Source organism: Sphingopyxis sp. H115, assembly GCF_001468465.1.
In the GTDB taxonomy this organism is placed as follows: domain Bacteria; phylum Pseudomonadota; class Alphaproteobacteria; order Sphingomonadales; family Sphingomonadaceae; genus Sphingopyxis.
Genome location: NZ_LNSA01000001.1, coordinates 54,301 through 77,289 on the forward strand (window position 1 = coordinate 54,301; position 22,989 = coordinate 77,289).

The window sequence follows — 22,989 nt, forward strand, 5'->3', positions numbered from 1 at the left end:
TCAAGCACCACGGCAGCGATATGTTCGAAGGCTATCCGGTCGACACCGCCGATACCGCGGGCGATCAGGCGGTCACCAACTACACGATCAACTTCGGCCCGCAGCACCCTGCGGCGCACGGCGTTCTCCGCATGGTGATGGAACTCGACGGCGAGATCATCGAGCGCGTCGATCCGCACGTTGGGCTGCTGCACCGCGGCACCGAAAAGCTGATCGAGTACAAGACCTATTTGCAGGCTTTGCCCTATTTCGACCGGCTCGACTATTGTTCGCCGCTCGGCATGGAGCACAGCTATGTCCTCGCGATCGAGAAGCTGCTCGACCTCGAAGTGCCCGAGCGCGCACAGTACCTCCGCACACTGTTCGCCGAGCTGACGCGCATCTGCAATCATATGCTCAACATCGGGTCGCACGTCATGGACGTCGGTGCGATGACACCGAACCTGTGGGTGTTCGAACTGCGCGAGGATTGCCTCAACTTCTTCGAACGCGCGTCGGGCGCACGCATGCACTCGGCCTATTTCCGTCCGGGCGGCGTCCATCAGGATGTGCCGGAGCGGCTGCTCTACGACATCGGCGAATGGTGCGAAAAGCGGCTGCCGAAACTGTTCGGCGACGCGATGAGCCTGGTCATCGACAACCGCATCTTCAAGCAGCGCAACGTCGACATCGCGACGGTGAGCAAGGAAGACGCGCTGGCGTGGGGCTTCTCGGGCCCGATGATCCGCGGCAGCGGCATCGCATGGGATCTGCGCAAGTCGCAGCCTTACGATGCCTATGCGAAGATGGAGTTCGACATTCCCGTCGGCACGCGCGGCGACTGCTACGACCGGTTCATGGTCCGCGTGCAGGAAGTGTATCAGTCGGCGCGCATCATCCTGCAGTGCCTGCGCGACATGCCCACCGGCCCGATCGCGAGCCTCGACCGCAAGGTCGTGCCGCCGAAGCGCGGCGAGATGAAGCAGTCGATGGAATCGCTGATCCATCACTTCAAGCTCTATACCGAGGGTTTCCACGTCCCCGCGGGCGAAGTCTATGTCGCGACCGAAAGCCCGAAGGGCGAATTCGGCGTCTATCTGGTCAGCGACGGCACCAACAAGCCGTACCGCTGCAAGATCCGCCCGACGGCGTTTTCGCACCTGCAGGCGATGGACATGATGTCGAAGGGCCATATGCTCGCCGACACCACCGCGATCATCGGCGCGATCGATGTTGTGTTCGGGGAGTGCGACCGGTGAGGGCCGTGCCTATCGCTCTTTTTCTCGGGCTGGCGACTATAAGCTTCTCTGCAGCTGCCGAGGAAGTAACGGCGCCCAAGCCTTGGAACATGGTTTCGAGCTTCCTTGAAGTAGTCAAATCTGACCCTAGCAAGGCGTCTGAAATGGTGGCTGCTGGTCCAGCATTCAGTCTGGAATATGTCACTCATTTGGCACGCCACTGCTCGCATGGACCGGCGATGATCTCGCCACCCATAGGGGGCCTTACAGACCAGGGCTCGCATATCCGTGTCCAGTGGACGTGTGAGTTGGCCGACGGAAACCAGACGGGAATATCTGGATTTGTGGTTAGCAACGGTAAAATCGTTCGGTTTTTTACAATGAAGCCTTTTCCCGAGATCGGATCTGTAGCGGACGATAATTCAGCCCAGGTCAAAGGAAACCGGAAGAATGGCTGACGCACCCCAAATTCCCGATGAAGCCGAAACCCGCGCGCGCTGGGGCGCTTTTGCGTGGACGGCCGAAAATGCCGAGAAGGCGAAGCAGGTCATCGCGCGCTATCCCGCGGGGCGTCAGCGCTCGGCGGTGATGCCGCTGCTCGACCTCGCGCAGCGCCAGGTCGGCGCCGAGACGCAGACGCAGGGCTGGCTGCCCGTGCCGGTGATCGAATATGTCGCCGCCGCGCTCGATATGCCGTTCATCCGCGCCTATGAGGTCGCGACCTTCTACACGATGTACAATCTCGTGCCCGTCGGCCGCTATCATGTACAGGTCTGCGGCACGACGCCGTGCCTGCTGCGCGGGTCGGACGACGTGATGGCCGCGTGCAAGAACCGCGGGATGACCAAGGGCAAGACGACGCCCGACGGGCTGTTCACGCTGACCGAGGTCGAGTGCATGGGCACCTGCACCAACGCGCCGATGGTCCAGATCAACGACGATAATTACGAAGATCTCGATTACGACAGCATGACGCGCATCCTCGACGCGCTCGCCGCCGGTGACACGCCGAAGGCGGGGACGCAGGTGCCGGGACGCCATACGAGCGAGCCCGAGGGCGGGCCGACGACGCTCAAAGAGATGGTGTCGTCGAACCATGATTACCGGAAGGACTGGTGATGGACTTGCAGAAAATCCTTCACCTGATCGTCCTGATCGTCTTCGTGATGATCGCCTTCGTCGCGATCGCCTTTGTCATGAAGGTCGCGTTCAGCGTCCTGCACTTGGCGCTGGTGGTCGCGGTCATCCTCGCGCTCTATTTTGGCGCCGAGGCCCTGTTCGGAAAGGGGCGCCGCTGATGCTCGCCGACAAGGACCGCATTTTCACCAATCTCTACGGGTTCCAGCCGTGGAACCTCAAATCCGCGCAGGCGCGCGGCGATTGGGACAAGACCAAGGATCTGATGAGCCGCGGCCAGGACGCGATCATCGAGGAGATCAAGGCGTCGGGGCTGCGCGGCCGCGGCGGCGCGGGCTTCCCGACCGGGCTCAAATGGTCGTTCATGCCCAAGGAACCGCGCGCCGACCGCCCGAGCTTCCTCGTCATCAATGCCGACGAATCCGAGCCGGGATCTTGCAAGGACCGCGAGATCATCCGTCACGATCCGCACAAGCTGATCGAGGGCGCGCTGATCGCGGGCTATGCGATGCGCGCGCGCGCGGCGTACATCTACATCCGCGGCGAGTTCATCCGCGAGGCCGAGACGTTGTTCGCCGCAGTGCAGGAGGCGTATGACGCCGGCCTGCTCGGCAAGAATGCAGCCAAGTCGGGTTACGACTTCGATGTTTTCGTCCACCGCGGCGCGGGCGCCTACATCTGCGGCGAAGAAACCGCGATGATCGAAAGCCTTGAAGGCAAAAAGGGCCAGCCGCGCCTGAAACCGCCGTTCCCGGCGGGTGCGGGCCTTTATGGCTGCCCGACGACGGTGAACAATGTCGAGAGCATCGCGGTCGTCCCGACGATCCTGCGGCGTGGCGCAACCTGGTTCGCGAGCTTCGGGCGCGAGAATAACAAGGGCACCAAGCTCTTCCAGATCAGCGGCCATGTGAACAAGCCGTGCGTCGTCGAGGAAGAAATGGGCATCACCTTCCGCGAGCTGATCGACAAGCATTGCGGCGGCATTCGCGGCGGCTGGGACAATCTGCTCGCGGTAATCCCCGGCGGCTCGTCAGTTCCGCTCGTCCCCGCAGCCGAAATCATGGACGCGCCGATGGACTTCGACGGGCTGAAAGCCGTCGGATCGGGCCTCGGCACCGCCGCTGCGATCGTGATGGACAAGTCGACCGACGTCGTCCAGGCGATCAGCCGCATCAGCTATTTCTACAAGCATGAAAGCTGCGGCCAGTGCACCCCGTGCCGCGAAGGCACCGGCTGGATGTGGCGCGTGATGGAACGCCTGCGCACCGGCGACGCCGACATCAGCGAGATCGACACGCTGTTCGATGTCACCAAGCAGGTCGAAGGTCACACCATCTGCGCATTGGGCGACGCCGCCGCGTGGCCGATCCAGGGCCTGATCAAGCATTTCCGTCCCGAAATCGAGCGCCGTATCCGCGAGAACGGCGGCGCGCTGGAGGCGGCGGAGTGATGGCCGCGTCGCATAAACCGCAAGGGCAGGGCGTCATCTGGACGATCGGAGCATTACTGTCGCTCGCCATGGCCGTGTTAAGCGTGCAGCTTTATGACCGGTTTCCGGGTTTTCAGTCCTATTTCTGCGGCACGTCGGCTCCCAGCGGCTGCATGGAATGGTCGCTCGTTCTGGCTGGCCCCCTCTATCTGGGAGTCTGGATTCTCTATATCGCTTTTCTTGTTTCGCTGACGATGCTGCCGCTCGCTGTGGCGGGCCTGTTTGTCTTGTGGAACAATCGCTCACAGAGGCCGAAGCCATCCGCGCTGGCGAACTCCGTGCGCAACGAGGATAGTCACTCCGATGCCTAAAGTAACCGTAGATGGCGTAGAACTCGACGTCCCGCAGGGCGCAACCGTTCTGCAAGCGTGCGAGCTGGCGGGGAAGGAAATTCCACGTTTCTGCTACCACGAACGCCTGTCGATCGCCGGCAATTGCCGCATGTGCCTGGTCGAAGTGTCGCCCGGCCCGCCGAAGCCGCAGGCGTCGTGCGCGCTGCCGACCGCCGAGGGGCAGGTGATCAAGACCGACAGCCCGATGGTCAAGAAGGCGCGCGAAGGGGTGATGGAGTTCCTGCTCATCAACCACCCGCTCGACTGCCCGATCTGCGACCAGGGCGGCGAATGCGACCTGCAAGATCAGTCGGTGGCCTATGGCCGCGGCGCAACGCGCTATGACGAGAACAAGCGCGCGGTCACCGAAAAATATATGGGTCCCATCGTCAAGACCGTGATGACCCGCTGCATCCAGTGCACGCGCTGCGTCCGTTTTGCGGAGGAAGTCGCGGGGGTCGAGGATATCGGCGCTATTTATCGCGGCGAGAATATGCAGATCACGTCGTATCTGGAGCATGCGGTCGCGAGCGAGCTTTCGGGCAATATCGTCGACCTGTGCCCGGTCGGCGCGCTGACCAGCAAACCCTATGCGTTCGAAGCACGTCCGTGGGAGCTCACCAAGACGCTCGGCATCGACATGATGGACGCGGTCGGCACCAACGTCCGCATCGACAGCCGCGGGCGGCAGGTTTTGCGCGTCCTGCCACGCGTCAACGACGACGTGAACGAAGAATGGGCGAACGACAAGACGCGCCACCATGTCGACGGCCTGACCCGTCGCCGTCTCGACCAGCCTTATGTGCGCGTGAACGGCGCACTCCAGCCCGCGAGCTGGGCCGAAGCTTTCGCGGCGATCAAGGCGGTGAACGCCGGTTCGTCGGTCGCGGCGATCGCGGGCGACCTTGCCGATTGCGAGACGATGTTCGCGGCGAAAGCGCTGGTGAATGCGCTCGGCGGCAATCTGCTCGAAGGGCGGCAGACCGGGCTCGACTATGACGTCACCAGCCTGTCGGCGGTCAATTTCAACACGACGATTGCCGAGGCCGAAAATGCCGACGTGATCCTGCTCGTCGGCACCAACCTGCGCTGGGAAGCGCCGCTGATCAACACGCGCGTCCGCAAGGCGGTGTGGAAGAAGGGCGCGAAGGTCTTTGCCATCGGCCCCGAAACCGACCTGACGTACAAGACCGAGTGGCTCGGCGACGACGCCTCGCTCGTTGCGAAGCTGCCGAAGCATGTCGCCGACGCGCTGAAGGGTGCGGAGCGGCCGATGCTGATCTTTGGCGGCGGCGCGCTCTCGGTGCCCGGCGTTCATGGCGCGGGGCTTGCGCTCGCCAAGTCGGTGAATGCGGTCAAGGACGGCTGGAACGGCTTCAACGTCGTGCATTTCTCGGCGGCGCGCATGGGCTCGCTGATGCTCGGCTATGGCCTGCCCGGCGGGATCAAGGATGTGATCGCGGCGAAGCCGAAGCTCGCCTTCTTCCTCGGCGCCGACGAAGTCGATTTCGCGGCGCTGCCCGATACGTTCAAGGTCTATGTCGGCCATCATGGCGACAAGGGCGCGCACGCCGCCGATGTCATCCTGCCGGCCGCGGCCTGGACCGAAAAGGACTTCACCACGGTCAATACCGAAGGCCGCGTCCAGCGCAGCGAAAAGGCGGTGTTCGCCCCCGGTGACGCGCGCGAGGACTGGAGCATTTTCCGTGCTCTGGCCGACGCGCTGGGCGTGAACGTCGGGTTCGACAGCTTCGACCAGTGCCGTGCGGCGATGGTCGCGGCGGTGCCGGCGCTGGGGGTCGAAGGTCTCGCCGACTATGGCTGGACGGTGCCGAAGCTGCCCACCAAGCCTGAAGCGCGCGCGATCCCGTCGCCGATCAAGGATTTCTACCTCACCAACGCCATCTGCCGCGCGTCGCCGACGATGCAGCGTTGCTCGGAAGAGCTGGTGCATGGTGTGGATTTTGCGGAGGCGGCGGAATGAGTTTTTACGCCAAATCCATGCACAAGGGGTCACTGATCCTGTTCTGGGTGGCCATTATCGTTGCTGTGATGACCTTCGCTGGCGTGCTTGGCAGCCAGTGGGACATGGTGTCCAGTGGCGTCGCTTCGCCCTATGAATCACATAGTCCGAGCGCAATTTTGGTGGTGCTTACGGCGCTGGCGTCAGGCCTATCGTCGGCTGCTTGGCCTTTCTTCGGAGCGGCGCTGTTGTGGCTTCTCGACGCTCGGCTACCAATTAGAGGAGCAGGGGAATGACCCCGGTGCATGCAATCGCCAGCGTGCTGCTGGTCGGGATGGGCTATTCGGTGTGGCGCGGGTTCAATCCGCGCGGCAAGTCGGACAAGCCCGGGCCGCATAACGGTTGGCGTAACCAGGAACATGCCGCGCGCTCGACGGTAAAAGCTGCCGTGCACGACGGCTGGACGGTTCCTCCCCATCAGTCGGATATCACCGATAACGGAGGGGACGGGAAATGACCGAGACCTTCATTTCCTGGGGTATGGACCCGAATTGGGCGTGGGGCGTCGCGATCATTGCGGGCATCCTGCTCATCGCGCTGCCGCTGATGCTCGCGGTCGCGATGATCATCTATGCCGATCGCAAGATCTGGGCGGCGATTGCGCTGCGTCGCGGCCCGAACGTCGTCGGTCCTTTCGGCCTGTTGCAGAGCTTCGCCGACGGGTTGAAGGTGTTCCTGCAGGAAACGATCATCCCGAGCGGCGCCAACAGGGGCCTGTTCCTGATCGCGCCGATCATCACCTTCACCGTCGCGCTGCTCGCCTGGGCGGTGATCCCGTTCAATTCGGGCGCGGTACTCGCCGACATCAATGTCGGATTGCTCTACATCCTCGCGATCTCGTCGCTCGGCGTGTACGGCGTGATCCTGTCGGGCTGGGCATCGAACTCGAAATATCCCTTCTTTTCGGCGATGCGCGCGTCGGCGCAGATGATCTCCTATGAAGTCTCGATCGGCTTCATCCTGATCGGCGTCGTGCTGTTCGCCGACAGCTTCAACATGAACGAGATCGTCAAGGCGCAGCAGGGCCATGGGCTCGGCATCGTCAATGCTTTCGGCTTCAACCTGCTGCTTTTCCCGCTCGCGGTGATGTTCCTGATCTCGTCGCTCGCCGAAACCGCGCGCGCGCCGTTCGATTTGACCGAAGCGGAATCGGAACTCGTCGCAGGTTATCAGACCGAATATTCGTCGATGAGCTTCGCGCTCTTCTGGCTCGGCGAATATGCCAATGTGCTGCTGATGTGTACGCTCAACGCCGTGCTCTTCTGGGGCGGCTGGCTGCCGCCGCTCAACATCGACCTGATCCCCTGGTTCGACATCCCGGGCATCGTCTGGCTCTTCGCGAAGATCCTCTTCTTCTTCTTCGTGTTCAGCTGGGTGAAGGCGACCGTCCCGCGCTACCGCTATGACCAGCTGATGCGGCTGGGTTGGAAAATCTTCCTGCCGATATCGCTGATCTGGATCTTCCTGATCTCCGGCTATCTGATGCTGACGAGGTATGGAGCGTGAGCTGGCTCCCTATCATAGTTGCCGTGTTAAGTACGCAGGAGCCCGGACCAATGCGGGTGGTGCCTGAACCGCCGCTTGGCGAAGCTCGCCCGGCGACGAGCTGGAGCTGCAATTTTTTCGACGCGACTGGTGAAAGCTTCACCGTTGAAGGTCGATTTCCCGAGGCCCCTGTCGGCTGGGATCCGTATACTGAGCTCGAGACTGTGGTGACGGGTCAGGCTCCTACAAATTTATTAGGTGCCAAGCGCGTTCGGCTGGCGAAGTCGGCACCAGAGGTGCGAGAATATTTGATGTACGAAGTCACACCCGAAAGCGTACGATATGATTTCAATTTTCAGTTTGTCCGCGACGCTCGTAGTTTGGCCACTGTAACCCGCTACACGCCGCCATCGGGTGACAAACTCGGTCAAATCGTGGCCTTCGCTACGGGGCACTGTCTCTCAAAATTTCACGCCGTCGGCGAAAAGGAAGCCGGGTCATGATTGCCCATCTCGTCAAAAGCTTCACCTTGTGGGAATTCGTGAAGGCGCATGCCCTCACGCTGAAATATTTCTTCAAGCCCAAGGCGACGATCAACTATCCGTTTGAAAAGAACCCGCTCAGCCCGCGCTTCCGCGGCGAGCATGCGCTGCGTCGCTACCCGAACGGCGAGGAACGCTGCATCGCGTGCAAGCTGTGCGAAGCGGTGTGCCCGGCGCAGGCGATCACGATCGAGGCCGAACCGCGCGACGATGGGTCGCGCCGCACGACGCGCTACGACATCGACATGACCAAGTGCATCTATTGCGGTTTCTGTCAGGAAGCATGCCCGGTCGATGCGATCGTCGAGGGGCCGAACTTCGAATTCGCGACCGAAACGCGCGAGGAACTGCTCTATGACAAGGCCAAGCTGCTCGCCAATGGCGACAAATGGGAACGCGCGATCGCGGCGAATCTTGCCGCCGACGCGCCCTATCGATAAGGGCGCGCGCACATGATTCAGCTCTTCGCCTTTTACCTCTTCGCGACCGTCGTCATCGCCTCCGCGGCGATGGTGATTTTCGCGCGCAACCCGGTCCACAGCGTCATGTGGCTGATCCTCGCCTTCTTCAACGCGGCGGGGCTGATGCTGCTCGCGGGGGCGGAGTTTATCGCGATGCTGCTCGTCATCGTCTATGTCGGCGCGGTCGCGGTGCTGTTCCTGTTCGTCGTGATGATGCTCGACATCGATTTCGCGGAATTGCGTGCGGGTTTCGTGCGTTACCTGCCGCTCGGCGCGCTGGTCGCAATCATCCTTGCCGCTGAACTGGTGTTCGCGGTCGGTGCATGGAGCGCCGGCGGCGTCGATCTGGCCGCGCGCGCCGCACCGGCGGTGACCGACAAGAGCAATATCCAGCAGATCGGCGAGCTTCTCTATACGCGCTACATCTTCCTGTTCGAGGCGGCGGGTATCGTCCTGCTGGTCGCGATGATCGGCGCGATCGTGCTGACGCATCGCCAGCGCGGCGGCGTGCGCACGCAGAATATCTCAAAGCAGAATCAACGCCGTCCGCAGGACGCGACGCGCCTCGTCGATCCGGGCGTCGGGCAGGGGATGGAATTGTGATTTCGGTCGGCCACTATCTCGCCGTTTCGGCGGTGCTGTTCACGCTCGGCGTGCTTGGCATCTTCATCAACCGCAAGAATATTATCGTCATCCTGATGGCGATCGAGCTGATCCTGCTGGCAGTAAACATCAACCTCGTCGCGTTCAGCGCGGCGCTGAACGATCTCGTCGGACAGGTCTTCTCGATGTTCGTGCTGACCGTCGCCGCGGGTGAAGCTGCGATCGGTCTGGCCATTCTCGTTATCTATTTCCGCGGCCGCGGCACCATTGCCGTCGACGATGCCAACCGGATGAAGGGGTAAGCCGGTGATTCAGGCGATCGTTTTCCTGCCGCTGCTGGCGGCGCTTGTTGCAGGGCTTGGCCAGCGCGCCATCGGTCCCTTCGCATCGAAGCTGGTCACCACGGGCGCGCTGTTCACGAGCTGCGCGCTGAGCTGGCCGATCTTTCTGTCGTTCGTGGCCAGCACGGGGCAGGCGGAAGTCGTGACCGTGTTGCATTGGGTCAGCTCGGGCGCCCTCCAGTTCAACTGGGAACTGCGCGTCGACACGCTGACGTCGGTCATGCTCGTCGTGATCACGACGGTGTCGGCGCTCGTCCACCTTTATTCATGGTCATACATGGAGGAAGACCCCGACCAGCCGCGCTTCTTCGCCTATCTCTCGCTCTTTACCTTCGCGATGCTGATGCTGGTGACCGCAGACAATCTCGTCCAGATGTTCTTCGGCTGGGAAGGCGTCGGTCTCGCATCCTATTTGCTCATCGGTTTCTGGTACAAGAAGCCCAGCGCCAATGCTGCGGCGATCAAAGCGTTCGTGGTCAACCGCGTTGGCGACCTTGGCTTCATGCTCGGCATATTCGGCACCTTCCTTGTGTTCGGCACCGTCTCGATCCCTGAGATTCTGGCGGCCGCACAGGGCATGGCGGGCTCGTCGATCACCTTCATGGGAATGCGTCTCGACACGATGACGATCCTCTGTCTGCTGCTGTTCATCGGCGCGATGGGCAAGTCAGCGCAGCTTGGCCTCCACACCTGGCTTCCCGACGCGATGGAAGGCCCGACCCCGGTGTCGGCGCTGATCCATGCCGCGACGATGGTCACCGCGGGCGTCTTCATGGTGTGCCGCTTGTCGCCGATGTTCGAAACCGCGCCCATCGCGCTCGGCGTCGTGACCTTCGTCGGCGCTGCGACCTGCTTCTTCGCCGCAACCGTCGGCACGACGCAGTGGGACATCAAGCGCGTCATCGCCTATTCGACCTGTTCGCAGCTCGGCTACATGTTCTTCGCTGCGGGCGTCGGTGCCTATGGCGCAGCGATGTTTCACCTGTTCACGCACGCCTTCTTCAAGGCGCTGCTGTTCCTCGGTGCCGGCTCGGTCATCCATTCGATGCACCACGAACAGGACATGCGCTATTATGGCGGCCTGCGGAAGCGCATCCCGATCACCTTCTGGGCGATGATGATGGGTACGCTGGCGATTACCGGCGTCGGTATCGCGGGCGTGGCGGGCTTTGCCGGCTTCCACTCGAAGGACGGCATTCTTGAAGCAGCCTTTGCTGCCGGCGGTGGCGGTCAGGTCGCCTTCTGGGTCGGCATCTTTGCCGCGCTGCTGACGAGCTTCTATTCGTGGCGCCTCGTCTTCCTGACCTTCTATGGCAAGCCGCGCTGGGAACAGAGCGAGCATATCCAGCATGCGGTTCACGATGATCACGGCCACGGTCATGACGATCAAGGGCATGCGCCGCACGACGAGCACCACCTTCATGACGCGTCCGGCGACGGGACCGCAGGCTATCATCCGCACGAAAGCCCTTGGCCGATGCTTGTGCCGCTGATCGTGCTGTCGATCGGCGCAGTGTTCGCGGGCTTCGTCTTTGCGCACCCGTTCATCTATCCCGAGGAAGGCATGGCCTTCTGGGCGGGTAGTATCGCATTTGACGAGCATCTGATGCACGCCGCGCACGAAGTGCCGACCTGGGTGAAGTGGACGCCGTTTACGGTGATGGCGATCGGGCTATTCTTGGCGTGGAACAGCTATATCCGCAACACCACCTTGCCGGCGCGCTTCGTGGCGCAGTTCAAGCTGCTCCACCAGTTCCTGTACAACAAATGGTATTTCGACGAGCTGTATAACGTCCTCTTCGTGAAGCCCGCCTTCTGGATCGGCCGCTTCTTCTGGAAGAAGGGCGACGAAGGCACCATCGACCGCTTCGGTCCCGATGGCGCTGCGGCGCTCGTCGCTGGGGGGACCCGTCTCGCGGTCCGGCTGCAATCGGGTTATGTTTATGGATATGCGTTTGTGATGCTGCTCGGTCTTGTCGGCCTCGCCAGCTGGGCCATGGTGAATTTCCTGTGAGCGGCTTTCCCATCCTTTCGCTGATGCTGGCGGTTCCGCTTGTCGGCGCCATCGTCTGTCTGTTTGTCGGCGACAAAGCCTCGCGCTTCGTCGCGCTCGGCGCGACGTTCGCGACGTTCGTCCTCGGTTGCATCCTTTGGGCGAATTTCGATATCGGCGGCGCGCAGTGGCAGTTCACCGAACGCGCCGATCTGTTCGGCCGCTTCCAGTGGGCCCTCGGCATCGATGGCATGGCATTGATGCTGATCATGCTCAGCGTCTTCCTGATGCCGCTTTGCATTCTTGCGAGTTGGGATGCGATCAAACAACGCGTTGGGCTCTACATGGCGATGTTCCTGATCATGGAAGTCGTGATGATCGGCGTCTTCATGGCGCAGGATTTGCTGCTCTTTTACATTTTCTTTGAGGCCGGCCTGATCCCGATGTATTTCATCATCGGCATCTGGGGTGGCGCGAACCGCAAATATGCGGCGTTCAAATTCTTCCTCTACACGCTGCTCGGATCCGTGCTGATGCTGATCGCGATGATCGCGATGATCATGGAAGCAGGCACGACCGACATCCCGACGCTGCTGAGCTACAACTTCCCGCCGGAAATGCAGACCTGGCTGTGGCTCGCCTTTTTCGCCAGCCTTGCGGTCAAGATGCCAATGTGGCCCGTCCACACCTGGCTTCCCGACGCGCACGTCCAGGCGCCGACCGCGGGGTCGATGATCCTCGCGGGCGTGCTGCTGAAGCTCGGCGCCTATGGTTTTCTGCGCTTCATGATGCCGATGTTCCCCGATGCGTCGGGGCAGTTGATGTGGATCGTCTTCGCGCTGTCGATGATCGCGGTGGTCTACACCAGCCTCGTCGCGCTGGTGCAGAACGACATGAAGAAGCTCATCGCTTACTCGTCGGTCGCGCACATGGCGATTGTCACCGCGGGCCTGTTCGCTTTCAACCAGCAGGGCATCGAAGGTGCGCTGATCATCATGCTCAGCCATGGCGTCGTTTCGGCTGCGCTCTTCTTCTGCGTCGGCGTGATCTACGACCGGCTCCACACGCGCGAGATCGACCGTTACGGCGGGCTCGCGGTAAACATGCCGGTCTATGCGCTGTTCTTCATGCTGTTCACCATGGCGTCGATCGGGCTGCCCGGCACCAGCGGGTTCGTCGGCGAGTTCCTGAGCCTCGCGGGCATCTACGAAGCTTCGAGCTTGGTAGCCTTCGTTTGCACAACCGGCATCATTCTCGGCGCCGCGTACATGCTCTATCTCTACCGCCGCGTCGTGTTCGGCGAACTCACCAAGGACGATGTGAAGGCGATGCCTGACCTCAACGCACGCGAATGGACGATCATGGTGCCGCTGGCCGCTGTGGCGCTGTGGATGGGCGTCTATCCCGAAAGCTTCCTTGCCCCGATGCGCGGCGATGTGACCACGGTGGTAGCGCGCCTTGCGCCGGCGAAGCCTGCGGGCGACGCGCATCTTACCGCCGGCAAGCCGAAGCCCGCTGCGACGCATGGTGAAACCACCCATGGCTCCGCTCATGCGGGAGGCGTCCAATGAGCGCCGATCTCGCCCTTATCTGGCCCGAACTGATCCTGACGATCGGGGGGCTGATCACACTGATGCTCGGCACCTTCATGGGCGACCGGCAGGTCGGCATCTATCAGCTCAGCGCGCTGCTGACGCTCGCTGCTGCGGCGGCTGCCGTGGTCGCGCTGTTCGGGGTCGAGGCGACGGTCTTTTCAGGCACGCTCTCGGTAGACAGCTTCGGCGGCTTCGCCAAACTGCTGATCTATGCCGCTAGCTTCGTCTGCATCGTCATCGCGCCGCGCTTCTTCAGCGGCGGGATGCGCGCCGAATATCCGACCCTGATCCTGTTTGCCGCGCTCGGCATGGGAATCATGGCCTCGGCACGCGATCTGATGACGCTCTACGTCGGGCTCGAACTTAACAGCCTTGCGGCCTATGTGCTCGCCAGCTTCATGCGCACCGATGAACGGTCGAGCGAAGCGGGCCTCAAATATTTCGTTCTCGGCGCGCTCGCGTCGGGCATGCTGCTCTATGGCATCTCGTTGCTCTACGGTTTTTCGGGAACCACCGATTTTGCGGGCATCGCAAAGGTCATGGGTGGCGAGCTCAACATCGGCCTGATTTTTGGGATCGTCTTTGTGCTTGCGGGTCTCGGCTTCAAGATCAGCGCCGTGCCGTTCCACATGTGGACCCCCGACGTCTATGAAGGCGCGCCCACCCCGGTGACGACCTTCTTCGCCACCGCGCCCAAGGTCGCGGCGATGGCGCTGATGACGCGCGTCGTGATCGACGCGATGGGACCCGCCGTCGGCGCGTGGCAGCAGATCGTCATCTTCCTTGCTCTCGCGTCGATCATCCTCGGTGCGGTCGGTGCGATCGGGCAGAAGAATATCAAACGCCTGCTGGCCTATTCGTCGATCAACAATGTCGGTTTCATGCTCGTCGGCCTAGCTGCCGGAACGCAGCAGGGTGTCGAAGGCGTGCTGACCTACCTGCTTGTCTATATGCTGACGACGCTCGGCGCCTTTCTCGTCGTGCTCCGGCTGCGTGATGCCGACGGGAACCAGGTCGAAAGCATCGCTGCGATGGCCGGCCTGTCGCAGCGGCGCCCGGGGCTTGCGGCGGCGATGGCGGTTTTCCTGTTCAGCCTCGCCGGCATTCCGCCGCTGTTCGGTTTCTGGCCGAAATATCTGGTGTTCGAGGCCGCAGTGAACGCGAACCTCGTGCCGCTGGCGGTCGCGGGCATCGTCGCTTCGGTGATCGGCGCCTTTTATTATATCGCTATCATCAAGACGATGTATTTCGACGATAAATCGGAGACTGAGTTTTCCGGTGGCGGCGCGATCGTCGAGGATGCGGTGATCACCGCGAGCGCGCTGTGGCTGTCGGTCATCGGCTATCTCTTCATTCCCGTGCTGGCGGTCCTTTCGGCCAGCGCCGCTGCGGTGCTGTTCTGATACCGCCGATTGAGCGGGTAGCGCAGACAGGTTCGACCAACGCCGACCTGCTGGCGCGGCTGGCGGGTGGCGAGCATGTCGGCGAAGGGCATTGGCTGCTCGCCGATCGCCAGACCGCCGGGCGCGGCCGTCTGGGCCGCGGCTGGAACGACGGACGAGGCAATTTCATGGGCTCGACTGTCGTCCACCTGACGATCGGCGATCCGTCGGCAGCAACGCTGGCGCTCGTCGCGGGTGTCGCCCTGGCAAAAACCGTCGCCGCGCTGGCCCCCGAGATCGAGGCGCAGCTCAAATGGCCCAACGACCTGTTGGTGGACGGGAAGAAATGCGCCGGCATTTTGATGGAACGCACCGGCAATGCGGTCGTCATCGGCATCGGCGTCAACCTGATCGCCGCGCCCGAATTGCCCGATCGGCCGACCGCGACGCTGGCGGGAAAGGGGGCCGCGATCGACCGCGACCATTTCGCCAATGCGCTCGGCATCGCGATGATCGACGCGCTCTGGACCTGGCGGCAGGAAGGCGTCGCGAGCATCGTCCGCGCATGGCTGCCGCAGGCCCATCCCCTAGGCACGCCGCTCCGCGTATCCGAGCAGGGCATCGACGGCTATTTCGACGGTCTTGCAGAAGATGGTGCGCTGCGCTTGCGCCGCGATGGCGGTGAGACCATGGTAATCCACGCAGGAGACGTAGAATTGCGGCGTCCGGTCGAGGAGGGGAATTAGGGTGTCCATTCAGATGCTGCTCGCGATCGACGTCGGCAACACCAACGCCAAGTTCGCTCTTTTTCGCGGTACCGACCTGCTCGCGCGCTGGCGCATCGCAACCGATGACCGTCGTACCGCCGACGAATATATCGTCTGGCTCGACCAGCTGATGCGGATCGAAGGCTATGATCGCACCGACGTCGAGGCGGTGATCATTTCGACCGTCGTTCCGCGCGCGCTGCACAATCTCCAGCTGCTCGCGCATCGATATTTCGGGGTCGACGCACTTGTCGCGGGTCGCGATCCGGTGACCTGGGGCATAGCGCTCAAGGTAGCCGAGCCGCAATCGGTCGGCGCGGACCGCGCGGTCAACGCCATCTCGGCGCAGGCGGTCGAACCGGGGCGCGACAAGCTGGTCATCAGCTTCGGAACGGCGACGACGCTCGACCATATCGGCCCGGACGGCGCCTATCTTGGCGGCATCATCGCGCCGGGGGTCAACCTGTCGCTCGAAGCGCTGGTCGCGGCTGCGGCGAAGCTGCCGCGTATCGCGATCGAGGCGCCTGAGACTGCCAGCGTGATCGGCCGCACGACCGAAAGCCAGATGCTCATCGGCGTCTATTGGGGCTATGTCGCGATGATCGAGGGGCTGATCGCGCGCATGAAAGCCGAAATAGCCAATCCGTTGACCATCATTGCAACGGGCGGCCTTGCGACGCTTTTCCAGGAACAGGCGCATCTGTTCGATCGCATCGAGCCCGACCTGACCTTGAACGGATTGATGCACCTTTATCATCAACGGAATGGAAGCATATGACGAATCCGGGCAAGGAGCTGCTCTTCCTCGCGCTGGGCGGGTCGGGCGAGATCGGCATGAACGCCAATCTCTATGGCTGCGACGGCAAATGGATCATGGCCGACCTTGGCGTGACCTTTGGCAGCCATGATTATCCGGGCATCGACATCGTCATGCCCGACCTCGAGTTCATCGAGGATCGCAAGCATGACCTTTTGGGCATCATACTCACGCACGGGCATGAGGATCATATCGGTGCGATCCCCTATCTTGCCGCCGATCTTGGCGTGCCGCTCTATGCCAACCGCTTCACCGCGGGGCTGATCGCACACAAGCTCGCCGAAGAGGGACTGGAAAAGGAAGTCGAAATCAAGGTCGTCGATATAGACGACAGTTTCCAGCTGGGGCCGTTCGGCATCCGGCTTGTCCCGCTTGCGCATTCAATCCTCGAAATGAGCGCGGTGGTGATTGACACGCCCTATGGCCGGGTTTTTCACACCGGCGACTGGAAACTCGACGAAGAACCGATCCTTGGGCAGCCCGCGACCGCCACGGCGCTGACCGCGATCGGCGATGAAGGCGTGGACGTGCTCGTGTGCGATTCGACCAATGCTTTCAACCCCGACGCGTCGGGAAGCGAAGGCGGGCTGCGCAAGGGACTGGAGCAGGCGGTCGGCGCGGCGAAGGGGAGGGTGGTCGTCACCACCTTTGCATCGAACGCCGCGCGGCTCGCGACATTGGGCGAAGTTGCACGGGCGACCGGGCGCACGCTTTGCGTTGCGGGCCGCTCGCTCGACCGCATCCTTGGCGTCGCGCGCTCGGTCGGCTACCTCAAGGATTTTCCGCCATCGGTCGATTTCGACGAGGCGATGCGCCTGCCGCGCGACAAGGTGATGGTGATCGCGACGGGCGGGCAGGGCGAACCGCGCGCCGCGCTGGCGCGCATGGCCGCCGATATGCACCAGATCAAGCTCGAGGCGGGCGACACCGTCGTCTTCTCGTCGAAGCAGATTCCCGGCAATGAAGTCGCGATCGGGCGCATCATGAACCAGCTCGCCGCCAAGGACGTGCTGACCGTGACCGAGAAGCAGGCGCATATCCACGTCAGTGGCCATCCGGGGCAGCCCGAACTGGCGGCGCTCTATGGCTGGCTCAGGCCCAAGCTCGTCGTGCCGGTGCACGGCGAGATCCGTCATATGCACGAACAGGCGCGCTTCGCGCTCGAAAAGCGCGTGCCCGACGCGTTGATCCAGGAGAATGGCGATTTGGTGCAGCTCGCACCCGGTCCTGCGAGGATCGTCGAGCGCGTTCGTGCGGGACGATTGATCCTCGACGGCGACGTCATCCTGCCTGCCGACGGAGAGACGATGGGCGAGCGACGCAAGCTGTCGCTCAACGGCCATATCACCGTCGCGGCCATCTTTTTGGACAAGCGTTTCGTCGAAAGCGCGATCAGCTATCGCGGCGTGCCGGTCGAGGACGAGCGCGAAGCCTTTATCGACGAGATGCGCGAAGCTGCGCAGCAGGCGGCGACCGGCCCCGCGCGCGACGAGGAAAAGCTGCGCGAGGCGATCCGACTTGGCGTGCGGCGTATCGCGACCGACTGGACGGGTAAGAAGCCTGTCGTCGACGTGATGCTGGTCGATATCTGAGCTGGAGACAAACGCGATGAAGTGGACTTCGGCGCTCGCCATCTATCTGCTCTTCTGGGCATTCAGTGCCTTTTTCGTGCTGCCCTTCCATGGCCGGCGCGCGGGCGATGACGCGACGCCGCTTGTGCGCGGACAGGAACCGGGCGCGCCCGCGACTTTCCGCCCGGGCCGCATATTGCTCCAGATGACGATCGCCGCGACCATTGCCTTTGGGCTTTACTATATTGCCTATGTCACCGGCTGGGCCGACCCCGATGTGCTGACCGGGCGCGCCTGAACGAGCGCGCCAGATCTTGCTCGCATCATGGCTTTTATTTGCCCGTTTGCCCGCTGCAAAATCACATCTTGGGGAACGGGCAGGCAGAGAGCGCGCTCTTCCGCAAATTTGAGATAAGCCCGCTCTGAGGATGCGGCCAATCAGACCGTGTGAAATCGCAACCACCGATCCTTGAGCATGGTCCGGCCTTTGCGCTGCACGCTCGGAAGCCGCTTCATAGCGCTCATCGTCGGGTGATCTGAAGAACCAGTCAAAGGGTGTCGCGCCATCGAGCCCGTCCGGCCACCGGGCATCGATATCGAAGTGCTCAACCCGTCCCAAGAGCCAACCGAAACCTCCGCCAGCCGATCATCATAATGCACATCGGGAAACCGGCCACAGCCAGCTACAATCGAAACGGTCTGCAGGGTTCTTCCCAGTGGGCTTGCGACCAGACCGTCGAACTCGATCCCGAGAGCAGAAAGCCTTTCACCGCAATGCTTTACCTGCACGATCCCGGTGTTGGTCAACGGACAGACGAGTTTTCCCAAAAAAACGGCCCGCAGCGTTCCACTCGGTCTCGCCATGGCGGATCAGATAGATTTCAGTCATCGACACTTCGGATATCGCGGCTTCTGGCAATTGCCAGATTGGCCGGATTGACCGCAATCGGGCAATCCGGCGTGTTGACATGCTGATCAATTCCGCAGGCGGTCGATCGCCTGCGCGAGCGCGACATATAGCTTGCCGATGTCGGACGAGAGCAAGGTGACGCTGATCGCCGATCCGTCGCGCGCGCCGATAAGCAGGCGCAGCATCGCCTCGAAATCGTGGATGAACTGGTTCACCGACGCGTGGAAAGTGTCGTCGGCCTGATAGAGGCGCAGGATTTCCTTGGCCTCGCCATTCTCGATCAGCTTCACCGCGCGCCGGGCAAAGACGCCTCGGTCTCCCTTGAGATAAGCGTCCCATGCGGTGTCGCTGACTTCGCTAGACAGGATCTTGGTGACGTCGATCGCGGTCGATTTCAGCGCCTCGGTAAGCAGGCCGACCTGTTTCGCGAGCGAATCGCGATCCGATGCGGCGATCGCCTGCTCGGCTTCGCTCACACGCTGTTCGACGCTCGCGCTGGTGTCCATGATCGTGATCAACTGGCGCATCAGCCGGTCGGCCGCGCCATTGGCGGCGGCAACCGCGCGCGCCGATGCCTCTTCGATCGCCGTGAGCTGCGCCATCACCTCATTCTTGAACGCAGCATCGATCGCACCCGTCGCGGTCGCCTGCATCGCGTCGCGCGCACCCGACACGAGCTTTTCGAGTGTCAGTCGCGCCTCGTCGGCCGCCGAATCAGCCGTAGCGCGGACTTGGTCAAGCGTCGCGATCATGCGCGCGCCGCCCTCTTCGGCAAATTCGTCGGCACCGTCGCGCAACTTGGCAAGCGCGGCCTCGGCCTCGGCGAGCGATCCGTTAAGGCGATCGACCAGCTCCTGCTGGCTCGCCGCGTGGCCCGCCATTTGCTCTTCGTTCGATTTGAGCGTCGCTTGGACGGCGTTGACGTGCGACATCGTCGACTGCGCGACAAGTTCCGAAGCATCGAGCAGGGGGCGCAGCTGAGACAATGAGCCCTGAGTCGTCTTGCCGTGCGCGGTGATGCGGTCGAGCGCGTGGGGCAGGGTTTCGTCGAGTTCGCGGGTCACAGCGTCGAGCGCGAGGAGCAGCGATTCGGCGTGGGTTATCAGCTGGTGCGCCGAAGCATTGCCGTTCTGAACTTCCTGCATGAAGGCGGCGAGCTGGGCCTTCGTGTCGTCGATCGCGCGGCCGATGACGCCGGTGCTGGCACCGACGCTGATGTCGAGGATCTCGAGTTGCTTGCCGACTTCGGCGACGTGCGACGTGATGCGTGTGGCGAGCGCGTCGCTGGCGACGGCATGCGCGGCAAGCTGTGTGCCCATCGCATCGCCGGCCTCGCGGGCGGCCGCGAGTTTCCGGTCCATTTGCGCCGCAGCAGCGTCGACTCCGTCGCGAAACTGTTGCCAGCTCTGGTCCATCTGGCCGGCCACCGCAGCGATGGTCGAAGTCATGTCGTTATGCGCGGCTGCGGTCACCTCGGTCATCCGCGCCAGCGCCGCGCCATGCGCGTCGGCAACCTGAGCCGATGCCGTGAGCAGATCGGCTTCGGTTTCTTTCGTCTGTCCTTGCAAGGCAACGATTGCCTCGAGGATGCTCGCGGCCGAAGCCTCGCCCGCCTGCGCGGTCTTGGCCGCTTCCTCGCCAAGCGCGGCCAGCCGGGCTTCGAGATTAGCGCCCTGCTGATGCGCAACGAGCCCGGCTTCGCGAAAATTCACCGCCAGCCGCTGCGCCACGTCGTCGATACGCGGCAATCCGGCGAGCAGCCCGTCCATCCGCTGCATCGCGACATCGCCCGACCGCGCGAGCTGGTCGTACGCGTTGGCGATCACCGACGCGTTGCTGGCAAGCTTGTCGCTGCTTTCGTTGAGCCTGAGCACGGTATCGAGACCGAGCTGCTGCACGATTCGCGCCTGTTCGCCGAGTTGCTTTTGCGCATCGGCGAGGTGCAGCCCAAGCGAATGCATCGACTGGTTCAGCGCCAGATTTTCCTGGCGAAGGGAGTCGGTTATGCGCGCGAAGCGTGCTTGTTCGGACCGGCTCGACCGCAACAGGCTCATCCAGAGGACCGCGAGCAGGGTCAGCGGCATAGCGACCGTCGCAACAAGCGTCGGCCAGTCGGCGAGCGCCGGGCTGCGTGCAAAGCCGCCGGTCGCAACGAAGAACGCGAAACCCGTCCAGCCGATCGCGAGAAGGAGAAGGAGGGGCGGGGCGATGCGGTCACGCCAGGCGGGCGATCGATGCGCGCTATCCTCGTTCGGTTCGGCCTCGGTCAGCGAGGACATGTCGAGCCAATCGCGTTCGGCGGGCGCCTCCGCTTCGGGCGCGCGCACGGTTTCTGCCGCGGCAACATCGTTCGGCGCGGCACTGTCTGTTTCCGGATTTGCCGCGGAATCCCGCCACAATCCCACGATTTTCTTGTCCCCCGTCATCGGACCATCTTAGCACCAAATGGCCGTCTTGAAACGGAAACTTAACCACGCGCTGCCAAAGCTGTGGAATGTCGTTCGATAGTGGTCCTCTCGATCGTTACCTCAGCGCCGCGATCGGCGACGATCGGGCGATGGCGCTCGACCTGCGCAGCGCCTTCACCGGCAGCGCGCGCGACCTTGCCGACCTGATGCGACGGGCACGCTGTGACGCCAATTGGGAGGTCGCGGCGCTTCGTCTGAAGGGGTTGGCGGCGACGTTCGGCATCATATCGCTGATCCAGCTGGCCGAAGAAGCGATGTCGGGGGCACCGGGTGATCCTGCCGTGCTACGCCAAATCAACCAGGCGATCGAAGAAATCTGACAGCCCAGCCGGGTTCAATTCCGGTTCAGCCGTTCTCCGCCAGATGAAATATCGATGCCGGCTGTCTTGCCTTGGCAACGCGACGGGTTTAGCCGCGTTTACGACGCGCGGCCGAGCCCCTTTGCGTTGGTGCAGGCGGGGCAAGGCAACCGATTCTGAGGAGAGATTTCGATGTTCACCCGTTTCCGCTCGATGCCCTTGGCGGCGATGGCCGTCCTGTTGGGCTGCGCGCTGACGACGACGGCCCCGGTTGCTGCCCAGGACAAGCCGAAGAAAGAAAAGAAGAAGAAAGAAGAAGCCAAGGGCGGGGGCATTTCCGTCAGCAAGGCTTTCATGCCGGCGGCTAAAAAGCTGGAAGACGCGGGCAAAGCGAAGGATGCTGCGGCCATGCAGGCCGCGCTCGCCGAAGGCCAGTCAACCGCGACCACGCCCGACGACAAATATCTGGTCGGCTTTTACCAGCTCCAGCTCGGCCTGCTGAACAAGGACCAGGGTTTACAGGCGCAGGGGCTCGACGCGATGCTCGAAAGCGGCAAGACGCCGGCGGAAAGCGTCGCAGTCTATAATTTCTTCTCGGGCAATTTCGCTTATGGCGCAAAGGATTACCCGAAGGCGATCCAGCGTCTCGAGGCCGCGAAAGCCGCGGGTTCGACCGAAACGAGCCTCCCGGCGATGCTGATGGACAGCTATCTCAGCGCCGGACAGATCGACAAGGGCTGGGAAATTGCCAAGGCGGGTATCGACGCGGCGCGCGCCGCGGGCACGCGCCCGTCGGAAGAGCTTTATGTCCGCCCGGCGCAGGCCTTCCAGAAGGCGAACCGCACGAACGAGATGCTCGACGTGCTGGCGATGCGCGTGCAGGACTATCCGACTCCCGCGACCTGGCGGAATACGCTCTATATCGTCCTTCAGCAGGCTGCCGGCGACAAGGATCTGACGCTCGACATCCTGCGCCTGATGAAGGCGACCAATTCGATGTTGCAGCGCCCCGAATATCTTGAATATTCGGCGCTGGCGGTCGAAGCGGGCTTCCCCGGCGAAGTCGTCGGCGTCATCAAGCATGGCCAAAAGGCCGGCGTGATTCCGGCGAAGGACCCGCATTTCGACAAGATCCTTGAATCGCAGGAACCGCGCGCCGCGGCCGACGCGTCGGCGGTCGCCGCGGACGCTGGTAAGCCCGCCACGCTCGCCAATCCGAAGGCCGCGCGCGCGACCGGCGATGCGCTCGTCGGCAACGGCGAGCCGGCAAAGGCGATCCCGCTTTACGAAGCGGCGCTGAAGGCCGCTCCGACCGACGGCCTCGTCCAGTATCGCCTCGGCGTCGCCCAGGCGCTCGCGGGGCAAGCCGATGCCGCAGCCGCCAGCTTTGCCAAGGTGCAGGGCAATCGCCAGCGCCTCGCGCAGCTTTGGGCCATCCATGCCAAGGCGGGCGCAGCACCGGCGGCAGCTGCCGCGCCGGCGCCGACCACCGGAAGCTGAGTTATTCGACCTTCGATGAAAAACAGGGCGCCGTTCCACGAAGGAACGGCGCCCTTT

25 protein-coding genes are annotated in these 22,989 nt (G+C 62.7%); 22 read left to right on the forward strand and 3 right to left on the reverse strand.

Annotated features, from left to right (window positions below):
* The first annotated feature begins 20 nt into the window (after positions 1-20).
* From ATE71_RS00295 to ATE71_RS00385, 20 genes are all read left to right on the forward strand, one after another.
* Positions 21-1,238, forward strand: coding sequence for an NADH-quinone oxidoreductase subunit D (locus tag ATE71_RS00295; protein WP_201022902.1), 1,218 nt, complete (start codon positions 21-23; stop codon positions 1,236-1,238).
* Between the two features lie 429 nt (positions 1,239-1,667).
* The gene (locus ATE71_RS00300; protein WP_058801385.1) at positions 1,668-2,336 is read left to right on the forward strand and encodes a complex I 24 kDa subunit family protein; all 669 of its coding nucleotides are present in this window, start codon (positions 1,668-1,670) and stop codon (positions 2,334-2,336) included.
* The gene (locus tag ATE71_RS00305) at positions 2,336-2,515 is read left to right on the forward strand and encodes a hypothetical protein (RefSeq protein ID WP_058801386.1); all 180 of its coding nucleotides are present in this window, start codon (positions 2,336-2,338) and stop codon (positions 2,513-2,515) included. Before ATE71_RS00300 ends, ATE71_RS00305 begins: the two co-directional genes overlap by 1 nt.
* A complete protein-coding gene (nuoF, locus tag ATE71_RS00310; RefSeq protein ID WP_058801387.1) occupies positions 2,515-3,804 on the forward strand; it encodes an NADH-quinone oxidoreductase subunit NuoF in 1,290 nt (429 codons plus the stop codon). Before ATE71_RS00305 ends, nuoF begins: the two co-directional genes overlap by 1 nt.
* Positions 3,804-4,154: a hypothetical protein gene (locus ATE71_RS00315; RefSeq protein ID WP_152998568.1), complete on the forward strand. Its 351-nt coding sequence runs from the start codon at positions 3,804-3,806 to the stop codon at positions 4,152-4,154. Before nuoF ends, ATE71_RS00315 begins: the two co-directional genes overlap by 1 nt.
* Positions 4,147-6,159, forward strand: a complete 2,013-nt coding sequence (gene nuoG / locus ATE71_RS00320) for an NADH-quinone oxidoreductase subunit NuoG (RefSeq protein WP_058801389.1) — start codon at positions 4,147-4,149, stop codon at positions 6,157-6,159. Before ATE71_RS00315 ends, nuoG begins: the two co-directional genes overlap by 8 nt.
* A complete protein-coding gene (locus ATE71_RS00325; protein ID WP_058801390.1) occupies positions 6,156-6,434 on the forward strand; it encodes a hypothetical protein in 279 nt (92 codons plus the stop codon). The genes nuoG and ATE71_RS00325 overlap by 4 nt, the downstream gene beginning before the upstream one ends.
* On the forward strand, positions 6,431-6,655 hold the full coding sequence (locus ATE71_RS00330) for a hypothetical protein (RefSeq protein WP_058801391.1): 225 nt from the start codon (positions 6,431-6,433) through the stop codon (positions 6,653-6,655). Before ATE71_RS00325 ends, ATE71_RS00330 begins: the two co-directional genes overlap by 4 nt.
* Positions 6,652-7,704, forward strand: a complete 1,053-nt coding sequence (nuoH, locus tag ATE71_RS00335; RefSeq protein WP_058801392.1) for an NADH-quinone oxidoreductase subunit NuoH — start codon at positions 6,652-6,654, stop codon at positions 7,702-7,704. Before ATE71_RS00330 ends, nuoH begins: the two co-directional genes overlap by 4 nt.
* 50 nt (positions 7,705-7,754) lie before the next feature.
* Complete coding sequence (locus ATE71_RS21935; RefSeq protein ID WP_152998569.1) at positions 7,755-8,186, forward strand: hypothetical protein; 432 nt, start codon at positions 7,755-7,757, stop codon at positions 8,184-8,186.
* Positions 8,183-8,665, forward strand: a complete 483-nt coding sequence (gene nuoI, locus ATE71_RS00340; protein ID WP_058801393.1) for an NADH-quinone oxidoreductase subunit NuoI — start codon at positions 8,183-8,185, stop codon at positions 8,663-8,665. The genes ATE71_RS21935 and nuoI overlap by 4 nt, the downstream gene beginning before the upstream one ends.
* A gap of 12 nt (positions 8,666-8,677) precedes the next feature.
* The gene (locus ATE71_RS00345; RefSeq protein WP_058801394.1) at positions 8,678-9,289 is read left to right on the forward strand and encodes an NADH-quinone oxidoreductase subunit J; all 612 of its coding nucleotides are present in this window, start codon (positions 8,678-8,680) and stop codon (positions 9,287-9,289) included.
* Positions 9,286-9,591, forward strand: coding sequence for an NADH-quinone oxidoreductase subunit NuoK (gene nuoK / locus ATE71_RS00350; RefSeq protein WP_058456728.1), 306 nt, complete (start codon positions 9,286-9,288; stop codon positions 9,589-9,591). Before ATE71_RS00345 ends, nuoK begins: the two co-directional genes overlap by 4 nt.
* A gap of 4 nt (positions 9,592-9,595) precedes the next feature.
* Complete coding sequence (nuoL, locus tag ATE71_RS00355; RefSeq protein ID WP_058801395.1) at positions 9,596-11,644, forward strand: NADH-quinone oxidoreductase subunit L; 2,049 nt, start codon at positions 9,596-9,598, stop codon at positions 11,642-11,644.
* Positions 11,641-13,194, forward strand: a complete 1,554-nt coding sequence (locus ATE71_RS00360) for an NADH-quinone oxidoreductase subunit M (RefSeq protein ID WP_058801396.1) — start codon at positions 11,641-11,643, stop codon at positions 13,192-13,194. Before nuoL ends, ATE71_RS00360 begins: the two co-directional genes overlap by 4 nt.
* On the forward strand, positions 13,191-14,621 hold the full coding sequence (gene nuoN / locus ATE71_RS00365) for an NADH-quinone oxidoreductase subunit NuoN (protein WP_058801397.1): 1,431 nt from the start codon (positions 13,191-13,193) through the stop codon (positions 14,619-14,621). The genes ATE71_RS00360 and nuoN overlap by 4 nt, the downstream gene beginning before the upstream one ends.
* Positions 14,543-15,346 carry a biotin--[acetyl-CoA-carboxylase] ligase gene (locus tag ATE71_RS00370; protein WP_082664990.1) on the forward strand — a complete coding sequence of 268 codons (804 nt, stop codon included), beginning with the start codon at positions 14,543-14,545 and terminating at the stop codon, positions 15,344-15,346. The genes nuoN and ATE71_RS00370 overlap by 79 nt, the downstream gene beginning before the upstream one ends.
* A 13-nt stretch (positions 15,347-15,359) precedes the next feature.
* Positions 15,360-16,145 (forward strand): type III pantothenate kinase, encoded by a 786-nt coding sequence (locus tag ATE71_RS00375; RefSeq protein WP_058801398.1) that lies wholly within the window; start codon positions 15,360-15,362, stop codon positions 16,143-16,145.
* Positions 16,142-17,776 carry a ribonuclease J gene (locus tag ATE71_RS00380; protein WP_058801399.1) on the forward strand — a complete coding sequence of 545 codons (1,635 nt, stop codon included), beginning with the start codon at positions 16,142-16,144 and terminating at the stop codon, positions 17,774-17,776. Before ATE71_RS00375 ends, ATE71_RS00380 begins: the two co-directional genes overlap by 4 nt.
* A gap of 16 nt (positions 17,777-17,792) precedes the next feature.
* Positions 17,793-18,053: a DUF1467 family protein gene (locus tag ATE71_RS00385; protein WP_058801400.1), complete on the forward strand. Its 261-nt coding sequence runs from the start codon at positions 17,793-17,795 to the stop codon at positions 18,051-18,053.
* Positions 18,054-18,193: 140 nt separating this feature from the next.
* Here the strand turns inward: ATE71_RS00385 and ATE71_RS23135 are convergent, their stop codons facing one another.
* The 3 genes from ATE71_RS23135 to ATE71_RS00390 form a co-directional block, all read right to left on the reverse strand.
* Positions 18,194-18,544 (reverse strand): histidine phosphatase family protein, encoded by a 351-nt coding sequence (locus tag ATE71_RS23135; protein WP_414892268.1) that lies wholly within the window; start codon positions 18,542-18,544, stop codon positions 18,194-18,196.
* Entirely contained in the window at positions 18,522-18,644 is a 123-nt protein-coding gene (locus ATE71_RS22770; RefSeq protein ID WP_235587841.1) for a histidine phosphatase family protein, read from the reverse strand. Before ATE71_RS22770 ends, ATE71_RS23135 begins: the two co-directional genes overlap by 23 nt.
* A gap of 86 nt (positions 18,645-18,730) precedes the next feature.
* A complete protein-coding gene (locus ATE71_RS00390) occupies positions 18,731-21,091 on the reverse strand; it encodes a hypothetical protein (protein WP_058801401.1) in 2,361 nt (786 codons plus the stop codon).
* Between the two features lie 68 nt (positions 21,092-21,159).
* Between ATE71_RS00390 and ATE71_RS00395 the strand changes: the two genes are divergently transcribed.
* Together ATE71_RS00395 and ATE71_RS00400 are read left to right on the forward strand one after the other, a co-directional pair.
* The gene (locus ATE71_RS00395; protein ID WP_058801402.1) at positions 21,160-21,453 is read left to right on the forward strand and encodes a hypothetical protein; all 294 of its coding nucleotides are present in this window, start codon (positions 21,160-21,162) and stop codon (positions 21,451-21,453) included.
* Positions 21,454-21,624: 171 nt separating this feature from the next.
* On the forward strand, positions 21,625-22,932 hold the full coding sequence (locus ATE71_RS00400) for a tetratricopeptide repeat protein (RefSeq protein WP_058801403.1): 1,308 nt from the start codon (positions 21,625-21,627) through the stop codon (positions 22,930-22,932).
* Positions 22,933-22,989: the final 57 nt, after the last annotated feature.

Coding starts and splice junctions, on each gene's coding strand:
- ATE71_RS00295 (WP_201022902.1), top strand. CDS start 21: ATGTTCGAAGGCTATCCGGTCGACACCGCCGATACCGCGGGCGATCAG.
- ATE71_RS00300 (WP_058801385.1), top strand. CDS start 1,668: ATGGCTGACGCACCCCAAATTCCCGATGAAGCCGAAACCCGCGCGCGC.
- ATE71_RS00305 (WP_058801386.1), top strand. CDS start 2,336: ATGGACTTGCAGAAAATCCTTCACCTGATCGTCCTGATCGTCTTCGTG.
- nuoF (WP_058801387.1), top strand. CDS start 2,515: ATGCTCGCCGACAAGGACCGCATTTTCACCAATCTCTACGGGTTCCAG.
- ATE71_RS00315 (WP_152998568.1), top strand. CDS start 3,804: ATGGCCGCGTCGCATAAACCGCAAGGGCAGGGCGTCATCTGGACGATC.
- nuoG (WP_058801389.1), top strand. CDS start 4,147: ATGCCTAAAGTAACCGTAGATGGCGTAGAACTCGACGTCCCGCAGGGC.
- ATE71_RS00325 (WP_058801390.1), top strand. CDS start 6,156: ATGAGTTTTTACGCCAAATCCATGCACAAGGGGTCACTGATCCTGTTC.
- ATE71_RS00330 (WP_058801391.1), top strand. CDS start 6,431: ATGACCCCGGTGCATGCAATCGCCAGCGTGCTGCTGGTCGGGATGGGC.
- nuoH (WP_058801392.1), top strand. CDS start 6,652: ATGACCGAGACCTTCATTTCCTGGGGTATGGACCCGAATTGGGCGTGG.
- ATE71_RS21935 (WP_152998569.1), top strand. CDS start 7,755: ATGCGGGTGGTGCCTGAACCGCCGCTTGGCGAAGCTCGCCCGGCGACG.
- nuoI (WP_058801393.1), top strand. CDS start 8,183: ATGATTGCCCATCTCGTCAAAAGCTTCACCTTGTGGGAATTCGTGAAG.
- ATE71_RS00345 (WP_058801394.1), top strand. CDS start 8,678: ATGATTCAGCTCTTCGCCTTTTACCTCTTCGCGACCGTCGTCATCGCC.
- nuoN (WP_058801397.1), top strand. CDS start 13,191: ATGAGCGCCGATCTCGCCCTTATCTGGCCCGAACTGATCCTGACGATC.
- ATE71_RS00375 (WP_058801398.1), top strand. CDS start 15,360: ATGCTGCTCGCGATCGACGTCGGCAACACCAACGCCAAGTTCGCTCTT.
- ATE71_RS00380 (WP_058801399.1), top strand. CDS start 16,142: ATGACGAATCCGGGCAAGGAGCTGCTCTTCCTCGCGCTGGGCGGGTCG.
- ATE71_RS00385 (WP_058801400.1), top strand. CDS start 17,793: ATGAAGTGGACTTCGGCGCTCGCCATCTATCTGCTCTTCTGGGCATTC.
- ATE71_RS22770 (WP_235587841.1), bottom strand. CDS start 18,644: ATGACTGAAATCTATCTGATCCGCCATGGCGAGACCGAGTGGAACGCT.
- ATE71_RS00390 (WP_058801401.1), bottom strand. CDS start 21,091: ATGACGGGGGACAAGAAAATCGTGGGATTGTGGCGGGATTCCGCGGCA.
- ATE71_RS00395 (WP_058801402.1), top strand. CDS start 21,160: ATGTCGTTCGATAGTGGTCCTCTCGATCGTTACCTCAGCGCCGCGATC.
- ATE71_RS00400 (WP_058801403.1), top strand. CDS start 21,625: ATGTTCACCCGTTTCCGCTCGATGCCCTTGGCGGCGATGGCCGTCCTG.